Raw genomic sequence first — 16,771 nt, 5'->3', positions numbered from 1 at the left:
GCCCGCCGCCTCCGGCGTGCCCCGGCGGCCGGCTCAGCAGGTGCCGGCTCAGCAGGTGCCGGCTCAGCAGGTGCCGGCTCAGCAGGTGCCGGCTCAGCGGGTGCCGCGACGGTGACGCAGGGCGGCGAGGGCCTCGGCGAGGATCGCCTCCCCCTCCGCGTCGGTACGCCGCTCCTTCACGTACGCGAGATGGCTCTTGTAGGGCTCGGCCCGGGTCCGGCCCGGTGGATCCTGCGCGTCCGGCCCTGCGGGCTGGCCGCAGCGGGGGCAGTCCCAGACCGGCGGGGCCGCCACGTCGGCGAGGATGCGGATGTCCGTGCGGTGCCCGTTGCGGCACCAGTAGGTGACCGACCGGCACGGGACCGGCTGGTGACGTTCGGGGTGGCGTGGGGGCGCGGACCCGACCCGGGCACCCCGGATGACATGACCGTTCGACACGGCGCTGACTCCTGTCGTGGGGAGGGGGCCGCCGTCGAGGGGATGGACGGCGGGCGACGCGGTGCAGCGGTGGAACGAACTGCGCGCGGCCCGTCGAGTGACGAACCGCGCGCAGATTGTACGACCAGAGGGCCTGCTCAGACTCCCGTGCCTACTTCGAGGCGGAGCCAGAGGCCGAGCCCGATAATACAGGCGAACCAGACAATGCCCACCAGAACGGTGTAGCGGTCCAGGTTCTTCTCGGCGACCGACGAGCCAGCCAGGCTGGAACTCACGCCACCGCCGAACATGCTGGACATCCCACCGCCCTTGCCGCGGTGCAGCAGGATCAGCAGGGTGAGCAGGACGCTCGTGGTGACCAGCAACACGATCAACGTGTAGGCGAACCAGATCGGCATGGCGGGGGTCAGTCCTCTCGTTACGATCCTCGCCCGGGCAGTTCGGGCACGGCGGCACCGACCGGCGGACGGGCGGAGTCAAGGATAGCGAGCGATCAGGCCGAGATGTGCTCCGGGAACCGGCAGATCTTCGCGAACTCCTCGGCGTCCAGGCTGGCGCCGCCAACCAGGGCACCGTCCACGTCCGGCTGGCTCATGATCGCGGCCACGTTTGACGACTTCACCGAGCCGCCGTAGAGGATCCGGACCTGGTCGGCCGTGCTCTGGTCGAAGGTCTCGGCCAGCCGGGTCCGCACCGCGCCGCAGACCTCCTGGGCGTCGTCCGGGGTGGCCGTCTTGCCGGTGCCGATCGCCCAGACCGGCTCGTACGCGACGACGACCTTGGTGACCTGCTCGGCGCTGAGCCCCTTGAGCGCCCCGTCGAGCTGGTTGTTGCAGTGCGCGACGTGCCCGCCCTGCTCCCGGACGTCCAGCCCCTCCCCCACGCAGAGGATCGGGGTGAGCCCGTTGGCGAGCGCGGCCTGCACCTTGGCGCCCACCAGGGCGTCGTCCTCGCGGTGGTACTCCCGCCGCTCGGAGTGCCCGACCACCACGTAGGTGCAGCCCAGCTTCGCCAGCATCGCCCCGGAGATCTCCCCGGTGTACGCGCCGGACGCGTGCGCCGAGAGGTCCTGCGCCCCGTAGCCGATCAGCAGCTTGTCGCCCTCGACCACGGTCTGCACCGTACGCAGGTCGGTGAAGGGCGGCAGGACCACCGTCTCCACCGCGGTCAGCTGCTTTTCGGTGAGGCTGGCCGCCAGCTTCTGCACCAGCAGGTTCGCCTCGAGGTGGTTGAGGTTCATCTTCCAGTTGCCGGCCATCAGGGGCCGGCGGGGAGCGCTCGCCATCAGTTCTCCAGGGCCGCGATGCCGGGGAGGGTCTTGCCCTCCAGGTATTCCAGGGAGGCGCCGCCGCCGGTGGAGATGTGGCCGAACGACTTCTCGTCCAGCCCCAGCGCCCGCACCGCAGCGGCCGAGTCGCCGCCACCGACGACGCTGAACGCCTCGGACCCGGCGATCGCCTCGGCGACGCCCCGGGTGCCGTTGGCGAACGCGGCCATCTCGAACACGCCCATCGGGCCGTTCCAGAAGATGGTCCGGGTGCCGGTCTTCAGCGCGGCGGCGAAGCCGGCCACCGTCTCCGGCCCGATGTCGAGCCCGACCCGGTGGCTGGGGATGCCGTCGGCGGGCACCACGTCGTGCGCGGCGTCCGGGGCGAAGGCGTCCGCGGCCACCACGTCGACCGGGAGCATGATCTTGCCTTCGGACCGCTCCAGCAGGTTGCGGCAGGTCTCGACCATGTCCTTCTCCAGCAGCGACGTGCCCACCTCGTGGCCCTGCGCCTTGAGGAAGGTGAAGCACATGCCGCCGCCGATGAGCAGCCGGTCGACGGTCGGCAGCAGCGCCTCGATCACGGCCAGCTTGTCGGAGACCTTGGAACCGCCGAGCACCACCACGTACGGCCGCTCGGGGTTGCCGGTGAGCGTGGAGAGCACCTCGACCTCGCGCAGCACCAGCCGGCCGGCGACGTGCGGCAGCCGCGCCGGCACGTCGTAGACGCTTGCGTGCTTGCGGTGCACGGCGCCGAACGCGTCGTCGACGTAGGCGTCGCCGAACGCCGCGAGCTGGTCGGCGAAGGCGCCCCGCTCGGCGTCGTCCTTGCTGGTCTCCCCCTTGTTGAAGCGGAGGTTCTCCAGCAGCGCGACCTCGCCGTCGGCGAGCCCCGCCACGGTCGACCGGGCCGACTCCCCGACGGTGTCGGTGGCGAAGTGCACCGGCGCGCCGAGCAGCTCACCGAGCCGACCGGCGACCGGGGCCAGGCTGAACTGCGGATCCGGCGCGCCCTTCGGCCGGCCCAGGTGCGAGCAGACGACCACCTTGGCGCCGGCCTCGGTCAGCGCACCAAGCGTCGGCAGCACCGCCCGGATCCGGCCGTCATCCGTGATCGCACCGGTCTGCTTGTCGAGCGGGACGTTCAGGTCGGCGCGCACCAGCACGCGCCGACCCGACACCCCCTCGGCGAGCAGGTCGTCGAGGGTACGGATGCTCACAGAGCTAGCCCTCCGTTCGTGACTGCGGGGCTCGCAAGCTCACTCCTCGCACTCACAGCGACTGACCCACCAGCTTGACCAGGTCCACCAGGCGGTTCGAGTAGCCCCACTCGTTGTCGTACCAGCCGACGACCTTGACCTGGTTGCCGATCACCTTGGTCAGCGGCGCGTCGAAGATGCACGACGCCGGGTCGGTGACGATGTCGGCGGAGACGATCGGGTCCTCGTTGTAGGTGAGGATGCCGCGCAGCGGGCCGTCCGCAGCGGCCTTCAGCGCCGCGTTGACCTCGTCCACCGTGGTCTCCCGGCCGACGGTGACGGTGAGGTCGGTGGCCGAGCCGGTGGGGATCGGCACCCGCAGCGCGTACCCGTCGAGCTTGCCCTTGAGGTCCGGCAGCACCAGGCCGATGGCCTTCGCGGCACCGGTCGAGGTCGGCACGATGTTCAGCGCGGCGGCGCGGGCCCGACGCAGGTCCTTGTGCGGCGCGTCCTGGAGGTTCTGGTCCTGGGTGTACGCGTGGATGGTGGTCATCAGACCCTGCTGGATGCCGAACGTGTCGTGCAGCACCTTCGCCATCGGCGCCAGGCAGTTGGTGGTGCAGGAGGCGTTCGAGATGATGTTGTGCTTGGCCGGGTCGTAGCTGCCCTCGTTGACGCCCATCACGACGGTGACGTCCTCGTTCTTGGCTGGCGCCGAGATGATGACCTTCTTGGCCCCGCCGTCGAGGTGCGCCTTGGCCTTGCTGCCGTCGGTGAAGAAACCGGTCGACTCGATGACCACGTCGGCGCCGACGTCGCCCCAGGGCAGCGCCGCCGGGTCCTTCTCGGCGAACGCCTTGATGCTCTTGCCGCCCACGGTGATCTCGTCAGCGGTGGCCTTGACCTCCTGGCCGAGGCGGCCCAGGATGCTGTCGTACTTGACAAGGTGGGCGAGCGTGCCGTTGTCGGTGAGGTCGTTGACCGCCACGACCTCGACGTCAGCGCCGGACGCCAGCACTGCCCGGAAGAAGTTACGGCCGATTCGGCCGAAGCCGTTGATGCCAACCCGGATGGTCACAGGTCCCATCTCCTCGCGTTCTGGTCCGCCGGCGTGGAGATCCTCGGCGGCGGAGTGTTGTGCGCCGACCGTTGGAGCCGGCCGTTTACGGTTTCTCGGCCACCCCGCCGCGGTCCGTGGGACCAGACCGCCGTGAGGCGGTGGGTACGGCGGGAAGTGCCGCTGCCGGCCCCCTTGCCGTACGCAGCGACCCTATCCGAGCGTACGCACCCGCGCTGCGTCGGGTGGTTCCTCACCGCACCCGGACGACCCACCGTCCTATCAGACCACGAGCATGTCGGGCGTGACTGCCGCTTCGGTATCCGGGATGCCCAGGTCCCGCGCCCGCTTGTCGGCAAGCGCCAGCAGCCGGCGGATCCGCCCGGCGATGGCGTCCTTGGTCAGCGGCGGGTCGGCCAGCGCGCCCAACTCCTCCAGGGACGCCTGCCGGTGCTCCAGGCGCAGCCGGCCGGCCGAGGTCAGGTGCTGCGGCGCGTCGTCGGCGAGGATCTCCAGTGCCCGGGTGACCCGGGCGGCGGCGGCCACCGCGGCCCGCGCCGAGCGGCGCAGGTTCGCGTCGTCGAAGTTCGCCAGCCGGTTGGCCGTGGCCCGCACCTCCCGGCGTACCCGGCGTTCCTCCCAGGCCAGCACGCTTGCGTGCGCGCCGATCCGGGTGAGCAGGGCGGCGATGGCGTCGCCGTCCTTGACCACCACCCGGTCCACCCCGCGCACCTCGCGGTTCTTTGCGGTGATGCCGATCCGGCGGGCCGCGCCGACAAGCGCGAGCGCCGACTCCGGGCCGGGGCAGGTGATCTCCAGGGCGCTGGAGCGGCCCGGCTCGGTGAGCGAGCCGTGCGCCATGAACGCGCCCCGCCAGGCGGAGACCGCGCAGCAGACGTTTGCCGCCACCACGTGCGGCGGCAGGCCGCGTACCGGCCGACCCCGCACGTCCAGCAGCCCGGTCTGCCGGGCGAGGGCCTCACCGTCCTTGACCACCCGGACGATGAAGTGGCTGCCCTTGCGCAGGCCGCCGGAGGCGAGCACGTGGATCTCGCTCGGGTAGCCGTACACCTCGGCGATCTCCCGGCGCAGCCGCCGGGCCACCGCGCCGGTGTCCAGCTCCGCCTCGACCACCACCCGGCCGGAGACGATGTGCAGCCCACCGGCGAACCGCAGCAGCGCCGCCATCTCCGCCCGCCGACAGCAGGGCTTGGGCACGTCGACCCGACTCAGCTCGTCCTTGACCGCAGCCGTCATCGCCATTGTGCGTCCCCTCACGGACCGGTTCCGGCGTGTCGCCGGAGATTACGTACGTGTCTAACGATCGGCACCCAGGACGGGCACCAGGGCGGCGCCCAGGGCGGCCGGATCATGACGGGGAGTGCCGTCGTCGACCGCTACGGGAGCGAGGACCAGTCGGGCTCCCAGCGATTCTGCCGCACGGCCCACGGGTTCGGGGTCACCTACCGCCTTGGCGTCGGCGAGCACGAAGTCGACCGCCAGCTCCGGCAGGTACCAGCGCAGCGCCGCCAGGTGGTCGGCGACGGAGAGACCGAGGGTCTCCTTCTCGGCGGCCAGGTTGAGGGTGACCAGCCGGCGGGCCGGGCTGGCCAGGATCGCCGCGGCCAGCTGCGGCACCAGCAGGTGCGGCAGCACGCTTGTGTACCAGCTGCCCGGTCCGAAGATCAGCCAGTCGGCGGCGCCGATCGCGGTGACCGCCTCCGCGCACGCCGCAGGTGCCTGCGGGGTCAGCCGCAGCGACTCGACCCGGCCGGTGGTGACCGCCACCTGGTGCTGACCGCGTACGGTGCATACCTCGTCGGGGCGGCCCGGCTCGGCCCCGCGTACCCGGGCCTCGATGCCGACCGGCTGACGCGACATCGGCAGCACCCGGCCGACCGCGCCGAGCATCGCTCCGGCGTGTTCGAGGGCGGCCACCGGGTCGCCGAGCAGCTCCATCAGCCCGCAGAGCACCAGGTTGCCGACCGCGTGCCCGGCCAACGCGTCGGCCCGCGCGCCGTCGCCGGTGGCCACCTCGGCGAAGCGGTGCTGGAACAGCCCGGCGCTGCGCCGGGTGGCGGGATGATCGCCGGCAAGCGCGACCAACGCCTGGCGCAGGTCACCGGGGGGCAGTCCGCCGCGCTCGGCGCGCAGCCGGCCACTGGAGCCGCCGTCGTCACCGACCGTCACCACGGCGGTGATGTCCAGGTCCAGCTCGGGGGCGCAGCGCCGCAACGCCCGCAGCTTGGCGGAGAGGCCGTGGCCGCCGCCGAAGGCCACCACCCGGATCGTCATTCCCGCCCCAGGTCGCGGTGCTGGGCGTTGGCGGCCAGGCCGGTACGCCGCAGCCGGGCGGCCAGTTCCTCGGCGATCGCCACGCTGCGGTGCTTGCCGCCGGTGCAGCCGACCGCCACCGTCAGGTACCGCTTGCCCTCCCGCTCGAAGCCGGTGGTGGTGGCGTTGACCAGGTCCGCGTACGACTCCAGGAAGGCGTCCGCGCCCTCCTGCCCCAGCACGTACGCGCTGACCGCCTCCTCCCGCCCGGTGTGCTCGCGCAACTCCGGCACCCAGTACGGGTTGGGCAGGAACCGGGCGTCGAGCACGAAGTCGGCGTCGGGCGGCAGGCCGTACTTGAAGCCGAAGGAGATCACGGTCAGCCGCAGCCGGCGGGTGTCCTCCGCGCCGAACAGCTCCTCGATGCGCCGACGCAGCTGGTTGACGTTGAGGTGGCTGGTGTCGATGATCACGTCCGCCTGGTCGCGGGCCTCCTCCAGCAGGCCGCGCTCGACCGCGATGCCGTCGGCGAGCCGCCCGTCGCCCTGCAACGGGTGGGAGCGCCGGACGCTCTCGAAGCGGCGGATCAGCACCTCGTCGTCGGCGTCGACGAAGACCACCCGGGGCGCGTAGCCGCGCTCCTTCAACTCCCGGATCGCCTCCGCCAGGTCGGTGGAGAAGGCCCGGGAGCGCACGTCCAGCACCATCGCGGTACGACGGGCCGCCCCGCCGGCCTTCACCGCCAGCTCGGCCATGTCCAGCAGCAGCGCCTGCGGCAGGTTGTCCACCACGTAGAAGCCGACGTTCTCCAGGGCCCGGGCCACGGTGCTACGGCCTCCGCCCGACAGGCCGGTGACCACGACCAGCGTGGTGTCCGTCTCGGCCGCCGCACCGGAAACACCGGCGTGGTGACCGGTCGTATGCGCCTCGCCCACCCAGTAACCCCCAAGCCGTGGCGCCGCGGTCGAAACCGACCGGGCATGGTCAATCAGCGACTCTAGCTCGCCGGTGGTGTCGGCTGGCTGACGGCTTGCGGACGTGCTCCGGCGGTATTCTCCGGCAATGGGCAGACACGGGGCGCGGCTGCGCTGGGTGGTGGCCCTCGTCTCGATCACCGTCGCCGTGCTCGCCACCGTCGACCACGCGCGGCAGCGCGAACGCGAACGCGACGGCAGCCCCGACGCGGTCACGGTCACCGTCGAGGCGATGCTGCCGGAGCCGGACCAGGTCGCCGACCTGACCGCCGCGTACGGCTGGCGACACGGCTCCGCCATCACCGGTGACCCCGACAACCAGTCGGTGCTGCTGCGGCTGAACTGGTCCGGGCCGAGCCAGCCGGGCACCTACCAGGTGATCCTGCTGGACAAGCGGCTGACTCCGCCCCGGGTGGTGCCCCCGGTCGGTGGCCGGGACACCGCCGGCAGCGTCGGGGTCAACTGGGCCAGCTCGTACGAGAAGCTGGCCGACCGGTACGACTGGCTGGCCGGCGCCGTCACCCGCCCGGAGTCGAGCGACTCGCTGCGTACCCCGGGCAACCTCGGTGCGGTGGGCACCTCGGCGGCGGCCGGCGGCAGCCTGGTGGCGCTCTTCCGGATGGGCCCCGGCGCCGCCCCGCTCACCGACCCGGCCGACCTGCTGGTCGCCTTCTGCCACGTCGACTTCTCCGGCACCCCCCGCTGGGCCAAACCGGTAGCCCTCCGGCCGTCCTCCTGACCGCCCGGAAGCTGCCGGACGCTCCCCCGCCGGTCGCCGACGTGGTCCGGTGCTCCAGATCAGTGGTCCAGTTGTGCCACAGCGCGGCGGTCGGTGAAGGCGCCTGCGCGGGCGGCGGTGGCCGTGCTGCGGGCGACAAATTCGGGAAGGCTCGCGTCGGCCGCCGCCCGCATGAGTACCAGCTCGTGATACAGCGGGGCGGTGGCGGCGATGAGCAGCCGGCGCGCATCGGTGCCCGCCGGTATCTCACCGCGTTCGACGGCCCGTCGCACGATGTCGGCACAGCGGTCGTACCGGCCGGCCCAGAAGGCGCGCAGGGCCTCGGCGGCCTGCTCGGACCGGAACGACGCGGCGATCAGCGCGACGGTCACCGGGTCGGCGGTCAGGGCGGCATGAACCTCGTGGTTGACCGCGACCAGGTCCCCCTCAAGCGAACCCGTGTCGGGCGGGCGCCACGCGTCAACGCTCGCCTCGTTCAGGACGTCGGCGAGCAGGCCACCGACATCCCGCCAGCGCCGGTACACCGTGGTGCGGTGTACGCCCGAGCGCTCGGCCACCACGTCGATGCTCAGGGAGTCGTAGCCGTGCTGCACCAACTGGGCGAGCGCCGCGTCGAGCACGCGGCGCCGGACCGCTGCGCTGCGTCCGCCGGGCCGGCGCACCCGGCCGGTCCCGGACTCGTCGGAAAGATCGCTTGTCGGTCGCGACGACGCCATGCCAGGATGCTATCGCTACATCCGTAGCTTTAACTAGCGAGGACCCATCGAACGCATCGCGATCGAGAACGGACTGGAGCGAACCCGTGACATCCGCGTTCATTCAGGAACACGCAGTGACCGACGCCGGCCGCGGTCTGTACGCCGTCACCACCGGACCCGACGACGCCCTGTGGTTCACGCTCGCCCACAGCGGCCAGATCGGACGCATGGTCCCGGGCGAGGCGCCCAGCACGTACCAACTCGATCCTGCCGGGCAGCCCACGATCATCGTCACCGGACCCGACGGCGCGCTGTGGTTCACCGAATCTCTGGCCCACCACATCGGCAGAATCACCACCGACGGCGCGATCACTCGATTCCCCGCGCCCAGCCGCGATGGCGGACCGTACGGCATCGCCGCCGGGCCCGACGGCGCCCTGTGGTTCACCGAGATGAACGCCGATCGCATCGGCCGGATCACCACCGACGGCGAGACCAGCGACTTCCCGCTCCCGGTCACCGGCGCCTACCCGTCGGCCATCACCGCCGGCACCGACGGCGGCATGTGGTTCACGATGAACCAGGCGAACGCGATCGGCCGGATCGACACGGACGGCGTCATCACCACGCACCCGCTGCCGACGGAAGCCGCCGCCCCCGTGGGGATCACCGCCGGACCCGACGGCGCCATCTGGTTCGTCGAGATCGCCGCCGGTCAGATCGGGCGGATCACCCCCGACGGCACGATCCACGAATTTCCGTTACCGGACCGCGCCGGCCGGCCCCACGCCATCACCGGCGACGACAACGGAGCCCTATGGTTCACCGAGTGGGCAGGCAACCGGGTCGGCTCAATCACCACGGACGGGAAAATCGAAGTCCACGACCTGCCCACCCCGGGCTCCGAGCCGCACGGCATCACCCTCGGACCCGACGGCGCCCTGTGGGCGGCACTCGAGAACGGCACCCTGGCCCGCATCACCATCCCTGGTCGCTGACGGACGCCGTGCCGGCTCGCTGCTGATCCTCATACCTCTTGATCACTCGGGCAGTGGGGTCCGCGCCGTCCGTCGGCGTACGGAGCCGATCGGTGAGCAGGAAGCCGGGCAGGGAGAACCGGTCCGCATGCTCGCGCTCGGACAACACGAACGATCCGCCCCGCACCTCTGGCTGCCACCCGACCTCCAGGGCGTAGCTGATGATCGCCCGTACGTCGGCTGATGTGGGATAGGCACCGTCACTCGCGCATGCTCCCCATGATGCCGGCCAGGTGACGGAGAGCAGATCCGCCTGGAGCGCCTGGCTGGTCTTGCCGGCACCCCAGGCGCGAACACGGATGCACCGGTGGCAATCGCCGCTGCCCTGCACGTGATTGATCTCCGCGCGCCACACGAAGGTTTGCGCGTCGACTCGTAAGTGCCGCAGGCGAATTCTCACGCGAGTCACCTCCCTCGCCGATGGACCTTTCCCGATTCGCCGGCAAAGCGCCAAACATATTCGCCGCTTCGGTCGTGCCGAAGAGCGTTCGTCGGCGATCGGGGTCGGCCGGGTGCGACATCGTGAGGTGGTGCGCGCCCGACACGTCAGGCCGCTGCCCGGCTCATCGCGGCGCTGGCCACCCCGTTCAACGTGGTCAGGTCGGCCGCACCCAGGTACGAATCCGACATCATCACGACCACCACATAGTGGCCGACCGCGGCGGCGACGTAACCGACGTAGCGGTCACCCTCGTCGTAGGTGCCCAGGAACAACACCGTGTCGGGTCCCAGATGATCCTCGGCGACCGGGGTGAAGCCTTCCTCACCGCCGCCGACTCCGCATCGGGCCAGTTGCGCCTTCAGTTCGGTGACGTACGCCCGTGCGCCGCCGCCGCGGTACCGGGCGACGTTCTCGTAGACCCGAAAGCGGGTGCTGAGATCAGCGGCCTGGGTGCGGTTCACAGCCGGCTGCGGCACCGGCATGTCCGCACACGGCTGGGGCAGCAACGGCCACGCCAGTCCGGCCTCCACGGGTCCCGTTACGGCACCACCGAGATCTGCCGGCTGCAGCATGACCCGGTCAGGAATGGTCCGTGGCCGATTCTGCGCCGCCGCCGGTCCGCTCGCCGATGCCACTGCCAGGAACGCGACGATCACCACAATCAATGTCCTTCGCATACCGGTCATCTTGCCACCACCGGCAACACGTAGATGAGTACCCGTACTCAATTTCCTTGAGCACCTGCAATCGCCATGGACCGGTGCTCGCCGAGTGCGGAGCACCCGCTGCCTCATGCCACTGAGCGGCAGTCCCTTGACGCCGGCACGCTCCTTGCCTGCCCCGGCCACGGTCCGCCGGGGGGCGCCTACGATGGCCCCGATGACCATTTTCGGAGCACGACCCGACGACGATCCCACCGACGAAGCCCGGGTCGAAGAGGCCCTGAGGATGCTCTCCGGCCCGCCGGTCGAGCTTGATGTCGCCGTCAAGCGGCTCAGCCGAGGCAGCGGCGTCTACGCCTGGTGGGCTGATCCGTCGGTCCTTCCCGACCTTCCCGGGCCGCCGAACGACAGCGTCCCGGCGCTCCGACTGCTGTATCTGGGCCGGGCAACCAGCCTGCGAGGCCGCATCCTGCGCAACCATCTGAGGCGCTCCGGCAGCTCCACGTTGCGCCGTACCTTGGCCGGGCTGCTGGAATCCGAGGGATACCGGACGACCTGGACCGATCGGGTGGTCCTGGTCGGTGAGGACGAGGCGCGACTGACCGCGTGGATGTCCACGCACCTGCGCCTGACCTGGGCGCAAGACGCGGAGCCGACGACAACCGAAGCCGAGCTCGTCCGGCGCCTACATCCGCCGCTCAACGTGCACGGCGTCGACCCCGAGCACATCCAGCCGGCCGTGGTCGCAGCCAAGAACGCATACGACGCCAGCAGCAGCCCACCCGAACCCGCATGATCGTCGTCGACGCCGGGGCCGGCACCAGCCTTGATCGTCGACGCTTCAGCTTTCTGCCGCTGCCGCGAAGCGACCCGGGGCAGCATCTTCCCCGAAGTTGCTGCCAGGGTGCGCGGTGACCATGGCAATCACCTACTTGCGCAACCTCTCAGGGCGTTGATTTGCTGCCATGGGCTGCGGGCCCACCTTCTGACCGGCATCTCGAGGACGGGCCCTTTTTGGCCGCCGATCGCCGCTGGCGGCCACTGGGCACGACGAATGGGAGAGATCGTGGCCCGTCACGGCAGGTCAACTCTGATGCGATTTCGGCGTAGGCTGCGTGCGGCGGCGTCGCGGCGTGGTGTGGTGATCGGAGTGCGGGACTCGCTGGCGACCTTCGGCGTCGTCGGCGGGTCGCTGCAGGTCTACGACATTCTGACCCCGCACGCGGTGTATCACCCGGTGGTGATGGTCGCCCTGCTCGGGTTATTGCCGGTCGGGGTTGGGCTGTACCGAGCATGGCCGCGCCAGACATTGAACCGACAACTGGGTCGACCCGATGTCACCGTCAGGGTCGCGGTCGGGGATCTGTTGGACCAGGACAGCCATGTGGTGATCGGCTTCACCGACACCTTCGACACGGACATAGCCGACCATAGAATCATTCACCCCGGCAGCCTGCAGGCGCAGTTCCAGCGCCGGCACTACCCAGATACCGGTGTCCTCGATACCGCCCTGTCCACGGCATTGGCGAACGTCACCTCAACACCGGCGCCAGACAAGATCATGGGCAAGACCCGCCGCTTCCCCTTGGGCACGGTCGCTGTCCTGCCTGCCGCTGGCCGATTAGCCTTCTGCCTCGCCTACGCGACGATGGATGATCATCTAGTGGCCCAGGCCAGCGCCGACGACATCTGGCACAGCCTCGCCCGACTCTGGGACGCCGTACACACCAATGCCCACCGAGAACCGGTCTCCATCGCCGTTATCGGCAGCCAACTTGCCAAAGTGGACTCGCTCGACCGAGGTAGTCTGATCCGTCTGGTCGTGTTGTCGTTCATCGCCCGCTCCCGCGTCAGGCCCGTGACTCGCCAACTGACCATCGTGATCCACCCCGCCGACGTCGACCTGATCGACATGCAGGAGCTCGCCGCCTTCCTCGCCACCGTCTGAGGAGAGAGGACAGTTCTGCTGCCGTGCCTCTACCCGCCCCTTGAACAGTCGTGTGTAATGACACATGACGTTGATCAGCGGACGAGATCGGAGTGACGAGTGGCTCCGCGAGTGTTCATCTCCTACGCCCAACACGACGGGCACAGCGATGTGGTGCGCGAGTTCTGGGCATTCCTCCGACGGAATGACATCGACGCACGGCTTGATCAGCTCGCCGCTGCGCAGCGTCAAGACTGGGCGTTGTGGATGAGTGAACAAATTCGTGAAGCCGATGTCGTGCTGTGCGTCGCCTCCGATCTCTACAGAGAGCGGGCGGAAGGCCGAACCGCACCAGACATCGGCAAGGGCTTACAGTGGGAGGCTCGACTGATCCGCGACGCCTTCCACGCCAGCCAGCAGGACCTGCAGAAGTTCGTTCCCGTCGTCTTGCCAGGCCAGACGATCGAAGGTGTGCCGGACTTCCTGGCGCCTTCGACCACCACCGTGTACTACGTTGACGACTTCACCGTCGAAGGCGCGAAAAAGCTGCTGCGACTACTACTGAATCAACCCGAGGTGCATGACGTTCCACTCGGACAACGGCCAGACCTGGGTGCCTGGACCCCATCCGACCCGCCGCGGGCCGCCGCGCCACCGAAGTCATCCCACATCAGAAAGCATGTTGATGAACTACTTCGCCAGCACTTCGGGAATCGTCGAAGAAGCCATATAGGTCCGGCTGCGAAAGCCGCGGCAGGTCGCTTCTATACGCCCCCATTGGCCCCCGGAGAGGAGATTCTGGGCCTGATCGACTGCTCTTTAGGAAGTATGAGCAGGTGGTTGATCGGCACGAAGCCACACAAATTCTACCTGTTCACCGACACTGCACTCTACTATCAGGGACACTTGCACAACGGAACCCGATACCACGCCGGCGAGGATATCGAGTCGATCACGCTGCCCTACGCCCGGATGAGCGAATTCAAGTTCGAATACAAGAGCAAGTGGGTCTATCCACGAAAGTATGGCCCGATATCCTGGATCGAGGCGCAATCGCCCGACGAGACTATAAATCTAGTAATGGCGGAATGGCATGCGGGCGGCTATCGGGAGATGGCGGATCTTCTGCAAGGGATCGCAGATTTTGTGGCAGGCGCGAATTGATCGGCTCATCGGCGTGCTGGTAACCCGGTGGGAGCCGCATGTGGCCGCCGATCGCGCTTCACTGGCCGCCCGGCCCGGAGCTGATGAAGCTGAGAAGAAGTTCGGTTGTGTGCGCAGGATCTTCGATCATGGGTGAGTGGCCGACACCCGGCACCAACTCGACTTTCGCACCTGCCACGGAGCGGTAGCTTGCCGCTGATGAGGGTCGCCACCTCTGGTCGAGCTCGCCGAAGATAACCAGCAGTGGTTTGCCGAGGTTCGTGAGCCGATCCGGAAGTGGTCGCTCGGTCAGATAGTCGTCGGACGCCCGTGATGTTGCCGTGAGCGCGTGGTAGGTCATGCTGCGCGTGTCGTCGACGAGCTGCTGCGGGATGTGGAAGCCGGGCGCGAACGCGGTGCTCAAGCCCCGGCGCAGAATCCCATCGGTCCGGAGTCGCCACAGGAGATGACCCAGCACCGGGACGAAGACGAGCTTGCCTACCGGCCCGTCCGAGATGAAGGCGTCCAGGCGAGGTCCGGTGTCGATGAGCGCGAGCGCGGTCACCAGGTCGCTGCGGTGCTCGGCGAGCGCGGTGGCGACGTAGCCGCCGGTGGAGTGGCCGATCACCATTGCGCGTTCGATGCCGAGTTGGTCCAGTGCCTCCCCGACGCGGCGCCCCTGCTGTGGGATCGCATAGCCGCCGCCGGCCGGTTTGGCGGACCGGCCGTGTCCGAGCAGGTCGATGCGGACGACACGATAGGACGTCGCCAGCGCCGGGGCTATCGGACTCCACCACTCGGTCGAGGCACCGAGCCCGTGGATCAGCACCAGTGCCGGGGCATCGCGGGGCCCCTCCTGACTGACGTTGATGTCGCCGCCGTCGAGATGCAGGATCGAGTCTCCGATGGCAGGAGCCGTCTGCCAGTGCACCATCGCGGCGTTCGCCAGGAGCAACCCGACGACCGTGAGCAGGGATGTCGAGGCGATGATGCGGCGCCGCCGGCGGGCGCGACTGCCACGCGACTGCTGGTCGGACGAGCGCGGGTCAGCCTTGTCGAGCTGGTTGCCGAAGGCTGGCGATGTCGTCATGAACCCACTGTCGTTGCCCTATGGCACCGCTGGCTTGAACAAATGTTTCGACCGGCCCACATAGCATCCAAGGATGCGTTCCACCGTTCACGGACCTGGCGGTGCGACCCCCTGGGAGGTCACCCGCCCGGCGCGGCCCAGCCGAGTGCCCGGTGTCAGAATGGCCGGGTTTCGTGATCGCGGCGTGACCGCAGTCAGCCAGCGGGTGATCCCCCACCCCGCCGTGACGCTGGCCCTGGAGTTCGGCTCCGGCTCGCTCATCGTGGACGATGCCGCCGGGCGGCAACAACGGGGAAGTCTCGTCGCCGGGCTCGGAATCGGATCCGACACGCTCTGGGTTCGCGGCGAGAATCTCGAGGCCGTGCAGGTACGCCTCTCCCCGGTCATCGCTCGCGCCATTCTGGGCGTGTCGCCGGGCGCCCTGAACGGTGCCGTGGTGCCCTTGGACGACGTGTGGGGGCGACAGTCGTCGCAGGTGCGTGAGCAGCTGCGCAACGCTCCGTCGTGGAAGGACCGGTTCGCGTTGGTCGACGCCTTGCTCGCCGACAAGTGGCAGGCTGCACGATCATCAGTGGATCCGGAAGTGGCCTGGGCCTGGCAGCGAATTTTCGTCAGTCGTGGCCAAGCCCGAATCGACTCACTGGCGACCGAGGTCGGCTGGAGTCGTAAGCGATTCTGGTACCGGTTCCAGTCGCAGATCGGCGCGGCGCCCAAGCGCGCCGCGAAGCTGGTCCGCTTCGACCACGCCATCCACCGCATGGTCGCGGGTGAACACGCAGCCCGAGTCGCCGCCGATTGCGGCTACTCCGACCAGTCTCACCTGCATCGCGACGTCGTGGCGTTCACCGGATCGACCCCGGCGGCCGCAATCGGTCAACCATGGCTGGCAGTTGACGACATCGCCTGGCCCGACCCCGACGAGGGCCAGCGCAGAGCCGTGCAGCCATGGTAGGGCAGGCTTACCGGGTCAACTTCCGCTGCCCTGCTCCCGAAATTCACGCCGGGATCAATCCCGCAATCCGGTTACGAACGCCGACCAGGCACGCCGCTCGAAGCGCAGCACCGGCCCCACCGGATCCTTGGAGTCCCGCACCGCCAACACCTCAGCCACCTCAGCCACCTCAACACAGTTCGAGCCGCTCGCGCTGCTTCGGCTACTCCTGCGCCACTTCAGGTCGTCAGCGGTCATCGGTCGGCCCCTTGTTAGTGCAGGTCAATCCGGGTACTCGGCAACCACTCGACTCAGGAAGGCAACCGACTCATCGGGATCGAGCGCTTTGGCTATGAGGTGGTCGAACATGAGTCTATATCGGGCTACGTGCCTCTCTTCCTCAAGCAAAAGGGTGCTGGAGTCGTTGTCGACGTAGACGATCGTCGGGTCCAGCGACGCATCGGCGTAGTCAAGCAGAGCGAAAGGGCCACCCATTGCCGCGTGGGCACCGGCCGAGAAGGGCAGGATCTGCACCTCGACGCTCGGCAACTCACACGCTTCGATCAAACGAGTGACCTGAGCGCGCATCACCCTCGGTCCGCCGACCAACCGACGGACGCCGCCTCGTCGATGACGATCCACAACTTCGGCGGCCGGTCCCTGGAGAGCAGCACCTTACGACCGAGGCGAGCCGCCACCCGCCGATCAATCTCATCCTGGTCGGCGGTGCTACGACCGGCTCTGACGATGGCACGGACATACTCCTCCGTCTGCAACAGACCGGGAATGTAGAGACTCTCGAAGGTGCTGATCGAAGCCGCCTCGGCCTCGAAGCCGATGTAATCGTCCGGCAGCACGTCGCCGTTAATCACTCGACTACTCCACGAGAGGAG

General features: G+C 69.1%; 19 protein-coding genes and 1 pseudogene. 6 read left to right on the top strand and 14 right to left on the bottom strand.

Features of this window, described 5'->3' with window-relative positions:
* Positions 1 to 93: 93 nt before the first annotated feature.
* From AC507J_RS18350 to rapZ, 8 genes are all read right to left on the bottom strand, one after another.
* Entirely contained in the window at positions 94 to 438 is a 345-nt protein-coding gene (locus AC507J_RS18350) for an RNA polymerase-binding protein RbpA (RefSeq protein ID WP_496290384.1), read from the bottom strand.
* 137 nt (positions 439 to 575) lie between these two features.
* Positions 576 to 836 (bottom strand): preprotein translocase subunit SecG, encoded by a 261-nt coding sequence (gene secG, locus AC507J_RS18345; protein WP_341716787.1) that lies wholly within the window; start codon positions 834 to 836, stop codon positions 576 to 578.
* Between the two features lie 95 nt (positions 837 to 931).
* Entirely contained in the window at positions 932 to 1,723 is a 792-nt protein-coding gene (gene tpiA / locus AC507J_RS18340; protein WP_496290383.1) for a triose-phosphate isomerase, read from the bottom strand.
* The gene (locus tag AC507J_RS18335; protein WP_496290382.1) at positions 1,723 to 2,925 is read right to left on the bottom strand and encodes a phosphoglycerate kinase; all 1,203 of its coding nucleotides are present in this window, start codon (positions 2,923 to 2,925) and stop codon (positions 1,723 to 1,725) included. Before AC507J_RS18335 ends, tpiA begins: the two co-directional genes overlap by 1 nt.
* A gap of 52 nt (positions 2,926 to 2,977) precedes the next feature.
* Positions 2,978 to 3,982 carry a type I glyceraldehyde-3-phosphate dehydrogenase gene (gene gap / locus AC507J_RS18330; protein ID WP_496290381.1) on the bottom strand — a complete coding sequence of 335 codons (1,005 nt, stop codon included), beginning with the start codon at positions 3,980 to 3,982 and terminating at the stop codon, positions 2,978 to 2,980.
* Between the two features lie 261 nt (positions 3,983 to 4,243).
* A complete protein-coding gene (gene whiA, locus AC507J_RS18325; RefSeq protein ID WP_341716791.1) occupies positions 4,244 to 5,224 on the bottom strand; it encodes a DNA-binding protein WhiA in 981 nt (326 codons plus the stop codon).
* 54 nt (positions 5,225 to 5,278) lie between these two features.
* On the bottom strand, positions 5,279 to 6,256 hold the full coding sequence (locus tag AC507J_RS18320; RefSeq protein ID WP_496290380.1) for a gluconeogenesis factor YvcK family protein: 978 nt from the start codon (positions 6,254 to 6,256) through the stop codon (positions 5,279 to 5,281).
* A complete protein-coding gene (gene rapZ / locus AC507J_RS18315; protein ID WP_496290379.1) occupies positions 6,253 to 7,170 on the bottom strand; it encodes an RNase adapter RapZ in 918 nt (305 codons plus the stop codon). Before rapZ ends, AC507J_RS18320 begins: the two co-directional genes overlap by 4 nt.
* A gap of 127 nt (positions 7,171 to 7,297) precedes the next feature.
* On the opposite strand from rapZ, the gene AC507J_RS18310 reads away from it, so the two are divergent.
* Positions 7,298 to 7,948 (top strand): hypothetical protein, encoded by a 651-nt coding sequence (locus AC507J_RS18310; RefSeq protein WP_496290378.1) that lies wholly within the window; start codon positions 7,298 to 7,300, stop codon positions 7,946 to 7,948.
* Between the two features lie 59 nt (positions 7,949 to 8,007).
* Here the strand turns inward: AC507J_RS18310 and AC507J_RS18305 are convergent, their stop codons facing one another.
* Positions 8,008 to 8,568, bottom strand: a complete 561-nt coding sequence (locus tag AC507J_RS18305) for a TetR/AcrR family transcriptional regulator (RefSeq protein ID WP_496290465.1) — start codon at positions 8,566 to 8,568, stop codon at positions 8,008 to 8,010.
* 74 nt (positions 8,569 to 8,642) lie between these two features.
* On the opposite strand from AC507J_RS18305, the gene AC507J_RS18300 reads away from it, so the two are divergent.
* A complete protein-coding gene (locus AC507J_RS18300; protein WP_496290377.1) occupies positions 8,643 to 9,644 on the top strand; it encodes a Vgb family protein in 1,002 nt (333 codons plus the stop codon).
* Here the strand turns inward: AC507J_RS18300 and AC507J_RS18295 are convergent.
* Together AC507J_RS18295 and AC507J_RS18290 are read right to left on the bottom strand one after the other, a co-directional pair.
* Positions 9,625 to 10,083 (bottom strand): integrase, encoded by a 459-nt coding sequence (locus tag AC507J_RS18295; RefSeq protein ID WP_496290376.1) that lies wholly within the window; start codon positions 10,081 to 10,083, stop codon positions 9,625 to 9,627. The genes AC507J_RS18300 and AC507J_RS18295 overlap by 20 nt on opposite strands.
* 146 nt (positions 10,084 to 10,229) lie before the next feature.
* Positions 10,230 to 10,601: a hypothetical protein gene (locus AC507J_RS18290; RefSeq protein WP_496290375.1), complete on the bottom strand. Its 372-nt coding sequence runs from the start codon at positions 10,599 to 10,601 to the stop codon at positions 10,230 to 10,232.
* Between the two features lie 403 nt (positions 10,602 to 11,004).
* Here AC507J_RS18290 and AC507J_RS18285 point away from each other — a divergent pair, with 403 nt between their 5' ends.
* From AC507J_RS18285 to AC507J_RS18275, 3 genes are all read left to right on the top strand, one after another.
* Positions 11,005 to 11,583 (top strand): GIY-YIG nuclease family protein, encoded by a 579-nt coding sequence (locus AC507J_RS18285; protein WP_496290374.1) that lies wholly within the window; start codon positions 11,005 to 11,007, stop codon positions 11,581 to 11,583.
* Between the two features lie 354 nt (positions 11,584 to 11,937).
* The gene (locus tag AC507J_RS18280) at positions 11,938 to 12,735 is read left to right on the top strand and encodes a macro domain-containing protein (RefSeq protein WP_496290373.1); all 798 of its coding nucleotides are present in this window, start codon (positions 11,938 to 11,940) and stop codon (positions 12,733 to 12,735) included.
* Positions 12,736 to 12,846: 111 nt separating this feature from the next.
* Positions 12,847 to 13,878, top strand: coding sequence for a TIR domain-containing protein (locus AC507J_RS18275; protein ID WP_496290372.1), 1,032 nt, complete (start codon positions 12,847 to 12,849; stop codon positions 13,876 to 13,878).
* 58 nt (positions 13,879 to 13,936) lie between these two features.
* Here AC507J_RS18275 and AC507J_RS18270 read toward each other — a convergent pair whose 3' ends face one another.
* Positions 13,937 to 14,947, bottom strand: coding sequence for an alpha/beta fold hydrolase (locus tag AC507J_RS18270; protein WP_496290371.1), 1,011 nt, complete (start codon positions 14,945 to 14,947; stop codon positions 13,937 to 13,939).
* Positions 14,948 to 15,107: 160 nt separating this feature from the next.
* On the opposite strand from AC507J_RS18270, the gene AC507J_RS18265 reads away from it, so the two are divergent.
* Entirely contained in the window at positions 15,108 to 15,899 is a 792-nt protein-coding gene (locus tag AC507J_RS18265) for an AraC family transcriptional regulator (RefSeq protein WP_496290370.1), read from the top strand.
* A 54-nt stretch (positions 15,900 to 15,953) separates the two neighbouring features.
* Here the strand turns inward: AC507J_RS18265 and AC507J_RS18260 are convergent, their stop codons facing one another.
* Entirely contained in the window at positions 15,954 to 16,136 is a 183-nt protein-coding gene (locus AC507J_RS18260) for a DUF397 domain-containing protein (RefSeq protein WP_496290369.1), read from the bottom strand.
* A 24-nt stretch (positions 16,137 to 16,160) separates the two neighbouring features.
* Positions 16,161 to 16,741, bottom strand: a pseudogene (locus AC507J_RS18255) (DUF5753 domain-containing protein); the annotation flags it as partial.
* Between the last annotated feature and the right edge of the window lie 30 nt (positions 16,742 to 16,771).

The sequence above is a fragment of the Micromonospora sp. PRAS1 genome, assembly GCF_059553435.1.
Note: the sequence above shows the minus strand (reverse complement) of the source record. Positions and strands in the feature narration are given on the sequence as shown.

Bases quoted from the DNA above. Each gene is read 5' to 3' on its own strand.
- AC507J_RS18265 (WP_496290370.1), top strand. From the start codon at position 15,108: ATGGCCGGGTTTCGTGATCGCGGCGTGACCGCAGTCAGCCAGCGGGTG.
- AC507J_RS18270 (WP_496290371.1), bottom strand. From the start codon at position 14,947: ATGACGACATCGCCAGCCTTCGGCAACCAGCTCGACAAGGCTGACCCG.
- AC507J_RS18260 (WP_496290369.1), bottom strand. From the start codon at position 16,136: ATGACCGCTGACGACCTGAAGTGGCGCAGGAGTAGCCGAAGCAGCGCG.
- whiA (WP_341716791.1), bottom strand. From the start codon at position 5,224: ATGGCGATGACGGCTGCGGTCAAGGACGAGCTGAGTCGGGTCGACGTG.
- AC507J_RS18285 (WP_496290374.1), top strand. From the start codon at position 11,005: ATGACCATTTTCGGAGCACGACCCGACGACGATCCCACCGACGAAGCC.
- tpiA (WP_496290383.1), bottom strand. From the start codon at position 1,723: ATGGCGAGCGCTCCCCGCCGGCCCCTGATGGCCGGCAACTGGAAGATG.
- secG (WP_341716787.1), bottom strand. From the start codon at position 836: ATGCCGATCTGGTTCGCCTACACGTTGATCGTGTTGCTGGTCACCACG.
- AC507J_RS18320 (WP_496290380.1), bottom strand. From the start codon at position 6,256: ATGACGATCCGGGTGGTGGCCTTCGGCGGCGGCCACGGCCTCTCCGCC.
- AC507J_RS18310 (WP_496290378.1), top strand. From the start codon at position 7,298: ATGGGCAGACACGGGGCGCGGCTGCGCTGGGTGGTGGCCCTCGTCTCG.